12 protein-coding genes and 2 pseudogenes are annotated in these 12,371 nt (G+C 59.4%); 6 read left to right on the top strand and 8 right to left on the bottom strand.

What is annotated here, in order from left to right; all coding sequences use genetic code 11:
* Positions 1–14 precede the first annotated feature (14 nt).
* The 4 genes from OKW27_RS01130 to OKW27_RS01115 all read right to left on the bottom strand — a co-directional run bounded on the left by OKW27_RS01130 (position 15) and on the right by OKW27_RS01115 (position 4,474).
* Positions 15–206: a hypothetical protein gene (locus tag OKW27_RS01130; protein ID WP_429332264.1), complete on the bottom strand. Its 192-nt coding sequence runs from the start codon at positions 204–206 to the stop codon at positions 15–17.
* Positions 207–232: 26 nt separating this feature from the next.
* Positions 233–1,930, bottom strand: coding sequence for an FAD-dependent oxidoreductase (locus tag OKW27_RS01125; RefSeq protein ID WP_429332263.1), 1,698 nt, complete (start codon positions 1,928–1,930; stop codon positions 233–235).
* 105 nt (positions 1,931–2,035) lie between these two features.
* The gene (gene hpaX, locus OKW27_RS01120) at positions 2,036–3,427 is read right to left on the bottom strand and encodes a 4-hydroxyphenylacetate permease (RefSeq protein WP_429332262.1); all 1,392 of its coding nucleotides are present in this window, start codon (positions 3,425–3,427) and stop codon (positions 2,036–2,038) included.
* Between the two features lie 228 nt (positions 3,428–3,655).
* Positions 3,656–4,474 carry a LuxR C-terminal-related transcriptional regulator gene (locus OKW27_RS01115; protein WP_018420249.1) on the bottom strand — a complete coding sequence of 273 codons (819 nt, stop codon included), beginning with the start codon at positions 4,472–4,474 and terminating at the stop codon, positions 3,656–3,658.
* A 361-nt stretch (positions 4,475–4,835) separates the two neighbouring features.
* Between OKW27_RS01115 and OKW27_RS01110 the strand changes: the two are divergent.
* The 3 genes and pseudogenes from OKW27_RS01110 to OKW27_RS01100 all read left to right on the top strand — a co-directional run.
* Positions 4,836–5,352: pseudogene (locus OKW27_RS01110) on the top strand (IS3 family transposase); the annotation flags it as partial.
* 561 nt (positions 5,353–5,913) lie between these two features.
* Positions 5,914–6,636 carry an IS6 family transposase gene (locus OKW27_RS01105; protein WP_429332249.1) on the top strand — a complete coding sequence of 241 codons (723 nt, stop codon included), beginning with the start codon at positions 5,914–5,916 and terminating at the stop codon, positions 6,634–6,636.
* Positions 6,637–6,695: 59 nt separating this feature from the next.
* Positions 6,696–6,968, top strand: a complete 273-nt coding sequence (locus OKW27_RS01100; protein ID WP_429332261.1) for a DUF1488 family protein — start codon at positions 6,696–6,698, stop codon at positions 6,966–6,968.
* Between the two features lie 64 nt (positions 6,969–7,032).
* Here OKW27_RS01100 and OKW27_RS01095 read toward each other — a convergent pair whose 3' ends face one another.
* Entirely contained in the window at positions 7,033–7,572 is a 540-nt protein-coding gene (locus OKW27_RS01095; protein WP_429332260.1) for a hypothetical protein, read from the bottom strand.
* Between the two features lie 84 nt (positions 7,573–7,656).
* Between OKW27_RS01095 and OKW27_RS01090 the strand changes: the two are divergent.
* Positions 7,657–7,759 (top strand): annotated as a pseudogene (locus tag OKW27_RS01090) (IS6 family transposase); the annotation flags it as partial.
* Between the two features lie 88 nt (positions 7,760–7,847).
* On the opposite strand, the gene OKW27_RS01085 reads toward OKW27_RS01090, so the two are convergent.
* Positions 7,848–8,297: a hypothetical protein gene (locus OKW27_RS01085; RefSeq protein ID WP_429332259.1), complete on the bottom strand. Its 450-nt coding sequence runs from the start codon at positions 8,295–8,297 to the stop codon at positions 7,848–7,850.
* Positions 8,298–8,523: 226 nt separating this feature from the next.
* On the opposite strand from OKW27_RS01085, the gene OKW27_RS01080 reads away from it, so the two are divergent.
* On the top strand, positions 8,524–8,700 hold the full coding sequence (locus OKW27_RS01080; protein ID WP_429332258.1) for a hypothetical protein: 177 nt from the start codon (positions 8,524–8,526) through the stop codon (positions 8,698–8,700).
* Positions 8,701–9,194: 494 nt separating this feature from the next.
* Here OKW27_RS01080 and OKW27_RS01075 read toward each other — a convergent pair whose 3' ends face one another.
* Positions 9,195–9,434: a hypothetical protein gene (locus OKW27_RS01075; RefSeq protein ID WP_429332257.1), complete on the bottom strand. Its 240-nt coding sequence runs from the start codon at positions 9,432–9,434 to the stop codon at positions 9,195–9,197.
* 11 nt (positions 9,435–9,445) lie between these two features.
* The gene (locus OKW27_RS01070) at positions 9,446–10,765 is read right to left on the bottom strand and encodes a polyhydroxyalkanoate depolymerase (protein ID WP_429332256.1); all 1,320 of its coding nucleotides are present in this window, start codon (positions 10,763–10,765) and stop codon (positions 9,446–9,448) included.
* Positions 10,766–11,184: 419 nt separating this feature from the next.
* Here OKW27_RS01070 and OKW27_RS01065 point away from each other — a divergent pair, with 419 nt between their 5' ends.
* Positions 11,185–11,844 carry a TetR/AcrR family transcriptional regulator gene (locus tag OKW27_RS01065; RefSeq protein ID WP_429332255.1) on the top strand — a complete coding sequence of 220 codons (660 nt, stop codon included), beginning with the start codon at positions 11,185–11,187 and terminating at the stop codon, positions 11,842–11,844.
* Positions 11,845–12,371: the final 527 nt, after the last annotated feature.

Raw genomic sequence — 12,371 nt, 5'->3', positions numbered from 1 at the left:
TGTGGATTGGAACCCTACCGCGGCGCTGATTCAGTCATTCCTTCGCTTGCGTCGTCGATTAAATTCAGTGCGACGGCGGGGTCGTTGATCCTGTCGATCGCGAGCATGGCGAAGCGCGCGAGGAAAAGCGAAGTGTTCGGCCGACCCAGTTGAGTCATGGTCTTGCACAGCCGGGTATAAATGATGTCGAGGTCGCTGTCGGTCATGGCGTTCTCCTTTACCGGTTTGGTGATCACATTTGAAGGGCGTGGTGGATGGCGGCCTCAACATCTGCAGCCGCTGCCGCATGCCAGCGTCCCAGTACATGGCCGTCCGGGCGAACCAGGTATACGGTACCGGGTCTGGCGGTGTACATGGCGAACAGCCGACCTGTGTGGTCCCAGTTGTGATTATTTTTCGTCTCGGGGTGAAGATGCGAAGTCACGGGGATCAGCTTGAAAGGCAGCTTTTCCTCTTGAAGCGTTGCTTCGAGTTCGGCAAATTCCACCGGTACGCGTCCGTCTTCGCTGAAGTACAGAGCGGTGAACCTTGGAGTGATCAATTCCGTCAGATGAGCCTCTCTCGCGCTGCCGCCCTCGACGATCGTCAGTGGGCATTCGGTCAACACGGCCCCCGGCGCAGGACCAGCCTCAAACGCGCCCGACTGTGCTTCAGGCGTGTTGAGCGGCGACTCCGTATAACTGATGGCAGAAGTCTGCCGCGGGTTAATCAGAGAACGCACGCGTTCATGCTTGATCGCCAGGCTCAATACGGCCTTGCGCATCAACTCGAAGGCGAATGAGGGCGGCGCCATGAATTCGGTGCTCTTGGTACCGTAGCTAAGGTTTTCGTGGGCCGCAAAGACGCGCTCGTCTGAATAGCTGTCGAGCAATCCTTCGGACGCAAGGCCACGGACGACGAACGCCAGTTTCCACGCGAGGTTGTCCGCGTCATCGATTCCTGAATTCGCGCCGCGCACGCCAAAAATCGGCACCAGATGGGCTGCATCGCCGCCAAACAGCACGCGATCGTGACGATAGCTTTCCAGGGTCAAGGCATTGGCCTTGTAGATCGTGATCCAGATGGGTGCCCAGGCGCCACGTTCGCCCATCATGTCCAACAGGCTTTGCACCCGTGGCATGACATTTTCAGGCTTGACTGCCTGTTCGGCGTCCTCGCCGTCCCGCAATTGGTAATCGATGCGCCAGACATTGTCAGGCTGTTTGTGGACCAGCACAGTGGAGCCCGGGTTCGACGATGGATCGAAGTAGGCAAGACGCTCGGTCGGCCGCTCGCTCTCGAGCTCGATATCGACGATGACATAACGGCCCTCGTAGCTCGTCCCATTGAGCTGCAAGCCCAATGCCTCGCGGATCGTGCTGCGCCCACCATCGCAGGCGACCACCCAGTCCGTATTGAGCGAATAGTCGCCTTCGGGAGTCGCGAGGCGAAGCATGGCGCCGTCCGTACGCGAATCGATGGCGGTCACCTTGGTCTGCCAGCGGATGTCGATCAGATCAGACTTCCGTTGCGCGGCGTCCAGGAGAAACTGTTCGATGTGATATTGCGCGACGTTCACCATCGGAGGCAGTTTCTGGTTGTCGTCCTGCGGCATCTTGAAGTGCAGCACTTCGGTGTCGCGATAAAAACTGCGCCCACCGGTCCACGGCAGTCCGGTCTTCAGAAACCCGTCCACTGCACCCAGGCGCTCGATGATTTCCAGGCTCCGACGCGAGATACAGATGGCCCGGCTGCCATAGCACACGGAATCATCGGCTTCGATCAATACGGAAGGAACGCCGTGATTGGCGAGGCCAAGTGCCACGGCGAGTCCGACAGGGCCACCGCCGACGATCGTCACTGCATGTCGCTTTGTCTCGATGCCGTTGTCAAGATTCGGCATCTGGCCAGCGTACTTTTTTGCAGTGAAGGGATAAGCTTTGAATTCCATCGGTTGCTCCTTAACGAATTCTGGTAAGCGGGGGGCCACGCATGAGCTGCACCTCGATGCTGCCGTAACGCCATCGGCGTATTCGCCCAACTAGGGCAATCCGCACTAACGTGCGTTGCTAGATAGTTCCGCGTCGCGGGAGCGCTTGGGCTGAACGGGCAGCACTGCCACCACGATGGCGCCGATCACGAGCAATGCCGCTGCATAGAGCAAGCCGGCCGAGAAGCTATGGGTGAGATCCTTCAGCCATCCCACGACCAGGGGGTTCAGCGCCGACCCAATGTTGCCGGTCGCGTTGATCACTGCGATCCCAACGGCACGGGCCCGGAGGCTCAATGCGTGATCAGGGGTTGTCCAGAAGATCGACATGGCGGTGTACGATCCCGCCGACGCGAGGCAGATGCCTAACATCTGAATCACGGGGTTGGTGGAATAGGCGGTGCAAAGCCAGCCAGCAGCGGAAAACAGCATCGGCAACATCAGGTGCCATTTGCGCTCCTGTTTGCGATCAGAGCGTCTTCCCCACCAGATCATTGCAACGATCGTGCAGATTTGCGGGATCGCGGCCAGCAGGCCGACGGTCCGGTTGCTCGCGTCAGCGCTGAAGCTTTTGACGATCAGGGGCGTCCAGACGGCAACCATTGCTAGCGTGTTGACCAGACAGAAATAAGCGAGCGCAAATTTGAGGACCGTTGGCGAGAAGAGCTCGCTCAGAAGGCTTCTTTCGTCGGTGGCGGGCGAATGCGGCACGGGGTCGGCGTTGTGCTCGGCCGCGAGGGTCTTCGAAAGCGTGCGCTTCTCATCGGCAGTGAGCCAGTTCGCCTTATCGGGAACATCGCGCAGATAGCCGAATACGACCAGACCCAGGATCGCCGAAGGCAGACCCTCCAGACAGAAGAGCCACTGCCATCCTTTGAGGCCAAGCGTTCCATCCAGCGCCAGAATGTATCCCGAGAGTGCGGAGCCGACCGCGGCCGTGACGGGCATCGCGATCATGAACAAAGCGTTGGCCCTCGCGCGATATGCGCTCGGAAACCAATATGTCATGTAAAGCAGGATGCCAGGTAGAAAGCCCGCCTCGGTCACGCCGACGAGGATTCGCAACAGGTAAAGCGTTCCCGGACTCGATGCGAACATCGTCGCTGTAGAGGCCAGACCCCAGGCGATCATGATAGTCCCGATCCATTTCCGCGCGCCGATGCGCGCCAGGACGATGTTGCTGGGAATGCCGAACGCGATGTATGCAATATAAAACAACGTGGTCGCCAGACCGAACTGGACGCCGGAGAGGCCGAGATCCTTCATCATGGTAAGGCCGGCAAATCCGATATTGATCCGGTCCATGAACGAGAAGAAGAACAGGACGAAGAGAAACCACAGAAGGTGCCGGGAGACCTTGGCGATGACACGCTGCTCTCGCATCGATTCACCAGATCCAGCACCGTTTGCCGGACCGCCAGGAAGCGGACTGCGGTCAGCCAATGGGGTCGTTTCCATACGGGTCGTCTCCAAACTCAGCTCTATGTCGAGCGCCGCAGCACTCAATGCAATCGCGTCAGGCTCGTCAGGGCGGCGAGGTATGGCGATGAGTGGAGTATGGAGATTCGCCCGCGCGCGCTGTCCCCAAAATGGGTACGACTTGACGGGTGAAACGGATTAGGAAAAACCCTCAGTGCCAGGCAAGCAGAAGAGCGGGCACGGTCAGAGCGATGACGCAGTGCGTGATCATTCTCGGCTGGTAGCCAGGCACAAGGCAAACAACTGACGCTGGCTCGAAATGCCGAGGCGGCGAAAGGCCCGCTTTTGATAGGTCACGACGCTGGAGGCTTTGACGCCCATAAGTTCTCCAATGTCTTTCGCGGTACGGCCCTCCAGAACGCCGCATAGGACATCGAGTTCGCGCTTCGACAACTCGGGGCAGATCCCTCGAATACGCACCAGCATCAGTTGCGGAATGCCGGTCTGAATCTGGCCGCATAGCACGTAATGATGCTTGGCGGTCTGGGCGATGAGCGGCGCAAAGGCCTCAATCAGCGCGATCTCGTTCGCGTGGAAATGGCCGCGCCTGCGGTCGCGGTAGAGATTGACGGAGAGCCAGATGTCCTGCGAGGGCTGCAGCAAAAGGGAGAGTCGGCCCGAAACGTCCGGCTGGTGATAGCAAGCGGCTCGATACCCTTCATGCGAGATGTCTTCGATGGCCTGCTGGTGGAGCAGGACGGCCGAGTCGAGCTTCTGAGGACGGGCAGAGGAGATAATCGTCTGATTTCCGTCCAACGCATAGAAAGTCCTGGCGTAGGTATCCGCGACGTTGCTCAGATATCGACCGCCACGGTGGTCTGCGACCGAGACCGTCCGAGGACGATTGTTGAACTCGTAAGCAAAGACGGTGCACTGCGATATGCCTGCGGCGTCCCCTAGGAGTTTCAGAACTTCCGCGGCGAAGGCGTTCGCATCGTTAGACCCGATGGCCGAGACCAGGCTCGTTGCCCGTGACAGATCCAGATGGCCGGAGAGGTTGGGACGATCAAGCCGCCATGAGCGCATGATTGGCCTCGGAGAGTGCCGAAAAGATGATTTTAAGCGACTCTGCGGCGGAAGATCGCTCGCATTTGTTCCCATCGGAACTTGCGGCAAAGAGGAGAAGGCGACGCAACGCGATGGCCAAAATACTAGCCTTCGCGTTCGTAGCACTGACCGAGCGTCGTGGTTGATTTCCGGAAAAATTCGTCGGGAGATTAGCAGATCCGGTGACCGTTGCAGGACTGGATACAGACAATCATTTTGCTTGGGTGTACGGCCAAGTGACGCCCTGAGGTGGTCCGTCAAGTTTTTTTGAACGGGAGCCTGTTCCTCCGAAGCCATCCGGTTTGACCTGCGCGTTGCTGGCCCGGCGAGTTGCCCACCGCCGGCCAGCGTCATGGTCGTAGCCATCACGTATATCCGCACGGCGCAGGGCTGGCTCTATCTGGCTGTCGTGCTGGACTTGTACTCGCGCAGGGTCGTCGGCTGGTCAATGGCCCCGACCATGCCGGCTGGACTGGTCATATCGGCATTGACGATGGCGCTGGAGCAGCGTAGGCCAGCGCCGGGACTGGTTTTGCATTCGGATAGGGGCAGCCAGGTATGCAAGCGATGAGTACCAGGCCTTGCTGAAGCAGCATCACGTGGTTTGCAGCATGAGCCGCAAGGGAAATTGTTGGGACAATTCGGTGATGGAAAGATTCTTCCTGAACCTGAAAAAGGAGCGCGTGTGGCAGCGTCGGTACGCCAACCACGATGAGGCTCGGCGCGATATCAACCAGTACATCGTCGCTTTCTACAATCCGGTGCGCTTGCACTCCACGCTGGGCTATCTGTCGCCCGCCGCCTACGAGGCGAAACCGACAGCGAAAGAACCTATCTGCCTTTCCGAAATTAGTTGACCACTACACCGGCCCGCACGCGCCGCAGCACGCGCGCAGCCATGTGAATGAGGGCAGGCGTCGATTAACCCTTAACGTAAAGCGTCTCTCGCCCTCCCGCAGGAAGCGTCGATCAGCACAGTACCGGGGCGGCGAACTACGCCGCCCGGTGATCCTTCGATCCGCGGTTTCCGGGCAGTCCAGTCAATTTCGTGCTTTCGAGTCTAGCCAACCGTTCCTTAGTCCAACGAATTCGGCTTCCCGACACTCCTGCAGGGAGATCGAATTAGTTAGACTGCGGCTTCTTATTAATCAATGACTTGCTAACTTTTTCGGACACACTGGGCGCGAGACCCGAACGAAATAGTTAGATTAGCCGGATTTGTGTCACGAGTTAGTTGGACTGTTGGACTGTGTTAGCAGCGGCGTCAATTTCGCCCAAAACCGACGGTTTGAAATTCACCGTGTCGAAGCGATAGCGCAGCGGCGGCGAAATGGTTCTGCTCCCCGGCCGAGTTCGGGGGGTTTTGTTGCAGTAAGGGGCCGGGTTAAAATTGGGCAGCAAAATTTCTGAGCTGTCTGATGAAGAAGACGAAGACACCGCGAACCACGCTTGCCCCGGGCCTGGCCAAGGTCCTGAAGCGGCTTCATTACCCGCTTGAAGTGATTTTGCTGTGCGTGCGATGGTACGTCGCCTATTCGTTAAGTTTGCGCAATCTCGAGGAGATGATGGACGAGCGTGGTATCGCGGTTGATCATTCCACGGTGTACCGCTGGGTACGGAAGCTATTGCCGCTATTCGAAAAGACGTTCCGCAAGCACAAGCTTCCGGTTGGGAAAAGCTGGCGAATGGACGAGAGCTATATCAGGATCAAAGGCGAGTGGAAATATCTTTATCGGGCGGTGGACAAGGCGGGCGACACGATCGACTTCCTGCTCAGGGCCAGGCGGGACAAGGTTGCAGCCCGGCGGTTCTTTGAAAAAGCCATCGCCCACAATGGTGCGCCAGAGACCGTGACCATCGACAAAAGCGGCTCCAATCTGGCCGCGTTGAACGCGGTGAATGCCGATCGCGAGACGCCGATCAAGGTCCGCCAGATCAAATACCTGAATAACATCGTCGAACAGGACCATCGGGCTATCAAACGCCGGACCCGTCCTATGCTAGGGTTCAAGGATTTCCACAGTGCGAGGGTCATTCTCGGCGGCATCGAGGTAATGCACATGATCAGGAAAGGACAGATGAAATGTGTGGGCAAAGACCCGTTGTCTGCTTCCCGGCAGTTTTATTTACTTGTTATGTAAGCAATACTGATTATATTGACATTTGTCGTCTCGTCACGCTTACTGCGACAGAACCTTTCATGGACATCATAGAACTGGTGACCGATGTGACGGCGGACCGACGCGAGATCGTATTTCGCCTGTCCGGTCAGCACGGCGAGATTGCCTGTGCGATCACGCGGGAAGCGCTCGAAGCGCAATTCTGGTTACCCCCGGACGCTGACCAAATTCGCATGCTCAAGGCGTTTGCCGATGGACAGCGCCGTATCATCGCGGTCGCCGAGAGGAAGATCCGTTTGAGCCCGGGCGGACCCGTAAGGCTCACGACCAATGATTTCCTGATCCGGCGTTGAGTCGCTTGCTGCCAGTTGCCTGCCCATTGCCAGAATGGTGTCGCCCCCCCTGGATCCGGCGTCGCTAGTAACGTCGCCCGTTACCAGTCAATACGATGTTTTCATCGGTCTCGCTACGCTGGCGATCTTCGTCGATGTGCATGTACCGACTTGTTTTCGTCAGCGACGCATGGCCGAGGTTGTGGCGCACAAGTCGCAGATCCACCTGCTGGTCCGCCATATGTGACCCGTGACCCGGCGCTGGGACGCAGCCAGTGTACCCGATGCCTGCTCGAGACGATCGGCGCGCTGCGCATGTTTTTCGCCACGCGCGCAACGCTTCATCCGTGCCGCCGAAGACGTCCTTCATGATCCGGTGCAAATCGGCGGGCGTGAGTGGCTCGAGTGACTGGCCGACCGGCAGCACGAGTGGCATGTCCTCGCCCGGAGAGGGGAGGGCCGGCAGTCCGCGTGCCAGCCGGTACCTGCCGAGTTCCGTCATCATCTCCGCGGTGGCGCGAACCAGCCGCTCCTTGCCACCTTCGCCCATCACTTCAAGCCACCAGCGATCTTTCCCGTTTTCGTCAGGACGACGGAAAAAACGTCCCATCGTGCTCGCACCCACGTCCGTAATCCGTAGACCACCAAGATAAGAGGTATGGCCGGGATTCGTTATTACCTGCAGATTAAGCTAATCGCAAGTGCTGGCCGACCCTTATTGCGTGCGTCGCTCTACCGAAAGCAACTCAGCGAATGCTTCGCCACATGGCATCGTTTCACCGAGCTCACCCAAAAATCCGTCCGGCTTTTAAGGAAGGGCCCGTTGATCGCACTACTGCGACGCAGACACTCATGTAAAAACGCCATCCCACTGCATGCATGACGGCACCGCTGGGCGCGTCACGGTCCGCTGCAGAAAATGGCCGTTAGCAAGAGGGGGACAACTTGATGAATGACAGCGCCGCTGCCGGTCTGGCGCGCGTGCGCTTCTACTGACTCGGTGGGGCCGATTACTACCACCCCATAGGCTGAGTCCGGGACGGGCCGGCCATCTCCGCGTTTGAACAGTGCATCGTCGTGTTCATACCCGAGGACGGCGTAGACGGGAAAGCCAAATGCCGTCAACTTGCTGCCGTGCGCCGGTCGAAATGCATTGACCGAGTTTGCTTCGACGCGCATCGGATTCGGATCGATATACTGGCTCTTTAGCAGCGGGGCGATGAACGCGTGTGCGTTCGATCGACAGTCGAGTTTCGGATCGAGCGCGTAGGCGTAGGACGAGCCCGAAGCGAGCCCCGCGGCGATAGCAGTAAGCACCGTTACCCAGGTGTAGATTGCGGAAACCTTCATCAGTCGCTCCACTCAATCGAGCCTGCTCACGATCCGGAACCAGCATGTCCTGCACCCGCTCCGGTTTCATGGCCAGCGCTCATATGCGCATTCCAGGTCAGCGTGAGGGCCTCCCTTGTGGCGCTCCGGCATCATGTTTTCAGGATGACGAAGACTCCGCGCACAGGCCCCCCCGACACGGAGACCAATCGGATTCCTTACCATTCGCCAATGCCGACTCCAACGCATGAACAAAACGCTGAAACGCATCCAGGGTTCCATGGACGCTGCGGTACCCGGTGCAACCGATCCTGCCATCGAGTACGACCAGCATTCCGGCATTCCCCGCCCGTTCCAGGATGTTCATTCCGTTCTCCTCAGATCGCCCGACTATCGACCCGTCGCTCACGCCGCAAGCCGGTAAGCGCGCATCGCGGACCTCCCAGCATCCAGCAAGACCGGGTTCCTCAAACAGAAATCGGTCCGACCTGATGCCGGCATTGCCTTGCCAGCAGGATCCGGTCCACTGATCTCTACCAGTCTCGATGAACTCCCGGGAACATAGGGAAGTGCCCAGCCGGGAACGGGACGATAAACATGCAATTCCACGCGTGATAAGCGCAGTGCGCTTCGAATACCTGCTCGTTGGACAGGTCCCAGGTTCGCCATACTGCCAGGACCCTCACAACACCCGCCGCTCCCCACTACTCCAACACCTCCCGCACGCCGTTTCATCGCAGTCCCCTCCGAACCAGGGTCTCCTTGGTGCTCGCCATCCGCACAGTATGGCGAGCACCAGGCAGCATCTAAAGCCGGGCGATTCCAGACACCCGTAACGTGAAACCGCGGCTTGTACTAAAGATGCGAGCCGGGCCGGCCAGACTTTCCATGCTGAGGTGCCAGGTCTGTCTATCCAGTTCATAGGTAGGCATGCATCACTGGCCGTCTGGACGCGGGCGGGAACACGCGCCACGATCCATCATCGTGCCGGAAGAAGAAAATGGCCAGCGAGCCGGTCGTTCGCAATGACTCCACACGCACGCAGCGTCTCTGGCTCGAGTTTGCACGACCGTATCGGGTCAGGCGGACCGGCATGGCCGGCGTGGGCGCCAGCCATTTGTCAATCAACCATCGCAAGGACTTCTGATCGGTGTTCATCTGCTGCTCCTTCAACCCCATGGCCGTTGATCGGGCGCGCCCCTTGCCGTGCCCCGGCAGGCCGCCACGTCCTCGAGGACACCGGTGTGCAAGTCGGCCGCCGATTCGTTGCTGACGTGCGATTCGTGCTGATAGATCAGGTCACGAAGTTGCGGATAGATCGCGCTGCGCCAGGCATGGCCCGAGAAAATTCCGTAGTGGCCGCAGCCGCGGGCCGTCACCCGGTGTTTGAGCAACGCGTCGAGTCCCGTGCACAGATCGTGAGCCGCGTGGGTCTGGCCCCGCCCGCAGATGTCGTCCCGCTCACCTTCGACGGTGATCAGTGCAGTGGCCTTGATGGCGTCCGGGCGGACGTGTTCGCCGCGCACCTGCCAGGTGCCGCGCGCCAGGCAGAACTCCTGAAAGACCACCCGAACCGTTTCCAGATAGTATTCGGCCGCCATGTCGAGCACGGCGTTGTACTCGTCGTAGAAGCGGCGATGCGCGTCAGCCGCTTCGCTGTTGCCGGCTGCCACGTCGCAGTAGTAGCGCAGGTGCGAATCCAGGTGGCGCTCGGGATTCAGCGCCACGAAGGCCGCGTGCTGCAGGAAGCCGGGATACACCTGGCGGCCGGCACCGGGATAGTTACCCGGCACGGTCTCGGTCAGTTCGCGTGCGAACCAGTCGAGCGGTTTGCTGACGGCGAATTCGTTGACGGTCGTCGGACCGCGACGCGCGTCGATCGGGCCGCCGATCAGCGTCATGCTTCTCGGCGTCGTCTCGCCATGAGTCGCCATCAGCGAAATAGCGGCGAGCACCGGCACGGTCGACTGGCAGACCGATACAACATGAACGTCCGGTCCCAGGAAACGCAGAAATTCGCGCAGATACGCGACGTAGTCGTCCAGGTGAAAGGCGCCCTCGGCGAGCGGAACCGTGCGGGCATCGCGCCAGTCGGTGATGTAGACGTCGAAATCCGGCAGCATCGCCGCCACGGTGTCACGCAGCAGCGTTGCGTGATGGCCCGACAGGGGCGCGACGACCAGCGCGACGGGATGCCTGTGGGGCGTGGCGCGCTCGAAATGCAGCAGCCGGCAGAACGGCTGGTCCAGCACGACGGTTTCAGTCACCGCGACCTGCTGACCGTCGACGACGGCGTCGGTCAGGCCGAATTCCGGTTTCGGGTAGCGCTTGCAGAGCCGCGCCAACAGCTCGCAGCCGGCCACGAGCTGACTGGTGGGCAGCGCGGAAGCGGCGTTGCCGGAACCTGCAAGGTAGCTGGCGGTGGCCTGCAGCCAGGGAAGGAACGGCGCCCAGATCGCAGTTTGCAACTCGCGCAGGGGGTAGGACATCAACACGTCAGCTTCTCCTTGACTACGGCAGCCGCCTCGACGCATTCAGCAACAGACCCGCTGAAATAGGTCTTATGACCAAATACTAGTGGTCCGTAGACCAATATTCAAGTCCAGTAAGGAGGGGAGAAATACCAATAAGTAGGAGGATTTAGCGACCGTTCGATGGGTCAGACCCAGGCAGTTGATGGTTAAGCCCGTGATTGGCAGTATGTTAACTGTGTTTAATTGGTTTCTTGACCTACCATAGATAGGTCGGATGACAAGAAGGCACGACTGCTTCGGCTGCCCGGCGGCGCGGAGACACTGACTGAGGAATCACCTCTTGGGCCAGGCGCGAACCGAGTCGGGCGCACCATTTCGGCGGCCGGAAGGAACTGTCCTGCGGAGATAACCCGTCACTGAGGAGTTGGGCGCAGATGAAAGAAATGACGATCACATCGGCGGAAATGCTAGGCTCGAGCGCGCCAGCCGAGCCCAGGCGGCGAGGCAACAGAACAACGCGCGTGCCGGAGATCCTCGAGGTCGCGATCAGCGTTTTCGCTACCGAAGGTAACGCAGGGTTCACCCAACGCCGTGTGGCGAGCGATGCGGGTATTCGCCTGAGCACCTTGCAGCACTATTTCGGTACCCGGGAAGACCTGTTGCGAGCCACTTTGAGAGCGATGGCCAACCGCTACCTTGAGCTTTATCGAACGCTCGCCAGGGATAAGCTTCGATCGCCGGAAGCCCGCCTCGATGCGATCATCGACGAGGCGTTTGCTGCACTGACGCGGCCTGGCACCAGCACGAGCGCCTTCGCCCTCGAATCGTGGAGTTTGGCCGAGCATGAGGATTTTGCGCGCGATTTGACGGCGGAAATCACGGGAGAATTCCAGGAAATCTTTGCGGGTCTTGTCGCGAAGATAAACCCGGCGCTGACGTCGGGGGAATGCGCGCTCCGAGGTGCTTTGCTCGTCTCGCACTTGCAAGGCCTGGTCGTTTTTATCCGTCGAGCTGGAGATAACGCGCCTGATCTGGGCGCATTTCAGACCGCCGCAAAAGTAGTTTGGAAAGCGCTAAGCAAGGCGCCACAATAAGGCCACAGTCTTAAGCGTTCCTTCTATGGGGCAACGAAAGTCAAGCCCTTTAGCGACCCTGTTCCCGTCACCATTCTCCGCCATTTTGAGCCGATTTGAAGAAGGATCCTTGGGAGAGGGGAAGGTTGTCCACTGCCGGGCCAGCAGGTCGCCTGTCTCGACCACGACGCTCACCGGCGGTGGACAACCTTCCCCCCAACAGATACGGAGGCCACCACTCATGATGTTTCGGTATCCTTCGCATAACACGAACCTTTGACAGTGCTGATGTCCGGGGTGGTTTGCCCGGGTCACCTTCTAGCCGTGTCGACACCAGGCCGGTCACCACATACCAAATGTGGGGAGCGTCAAGCAGCACGACCGGACAAAGCCATTGTCGCCGCCCACAAATGGGCGCGAAGCGCTGGAACCACCCCAGTTACCGGCGCGCCTCATCTGATAGACGGCTACCAGTAGGGGTAGCCCGGAACACTTACGGGCGTGCTGCTCGCGGAACGGCAGGTTAGTCGAATCATCGGGCTTCGGAT

The organism is Paraburkholderia sp. 35.1, from assembly GCF_050436525.1.
Classification (GTDB): domain Bacteria; phylum Pseudomonadota; class Gammaproteobacteria; order Burkholderiales; family Burkholderiaceae; genus Paraburkholderia; species Paraburkholderia tuberum.
Note: the sequence above shows the minus strand (reverse complement) of the source record. Positions and strands in the feature narration are given on the sequence as shown.

Excerpts from the sequence above, each read along its gene's own strand:
- OKW27_RS01130 (WP_429332264.1), bottom strand. The coding sequence starts at position 206 with ATGACCGACAGCGACCTCGACATCATTTATACCCGGCTGTGCAAGACC.
- OKW27_RS01125 (WP_429332263.1), bottom strand. The coding sequence starts at position 1,930 with ATGGAATTCAAAGCTTATCCCTTCACTGCAAAAAAGTACGCTGGCCAG.
- hpaX (WP_429332262.1), bottom strand. The coding sequence starts at position 3,427 with ATGGAAACGACCCCATTGGCTGACCGCAGTCCGCTTCCTGGCGGTCCG.
- OKW27_RS01115 (WP_018420249.1), bottom strand. The coding sequence starts at position 4,474 with ATGCGCTCATGGCGGCTTGATCGTCCCAACCTCTCCGGCCATCTGGAT.
- OKW27_RS01105 (WP_429332249.1), top strand. The coding sequence starts at position 5,914 with ATGAAGAAGACGAAGACACCGCGAACCACGCTTGCCCCGGGCCTGGCC.
- OKW27_RS01100 (WP_429332261.1), top strand. The coding sequence starts at position 6,696 with ATGGACATCATAGAACTGGTGACCGATGTGACGGCGGACCGACGCGAG.
- OKW27_RS01085 (WP_429332259.1), bottom strand. The coding sequence starts at position 8,297 with ATGAAGGTTTCCGCAATCTACACCTGGGTAACGGTGCTTACTGCTATC.
- OKW27_RS01080 (WP_429332258.1), top strand. The coding sequence starts at position 8,524 with ATGAACAAAACGCTGAAACGCATCCAGGGTTCCATGGACGCTGCGGTA.
- OKW27_RS01075 (WP_429332257.1), bottom strand. The coding sequence starts at position 9,434 with ATGAACACCGATCAGAAGTCCTTGCGATGGTTGATTGACAAATGGCTG.
- OKW27_RS01070 (WP_429332256.1), bottom strand. The coding sequence starts at position 10,765 with ATGTCCTACCCCCTGCGCGAGTTGCAAACTGCGATCTGGGCGCCGTTC.
- OKW27_RS01065 (WP_429332255.1), top strand. The coding sequence starts at position 11,185 with ATGAAAGAAATGACGATCACATCGGCGGAAATGCTAGGCTCGAGCGCG.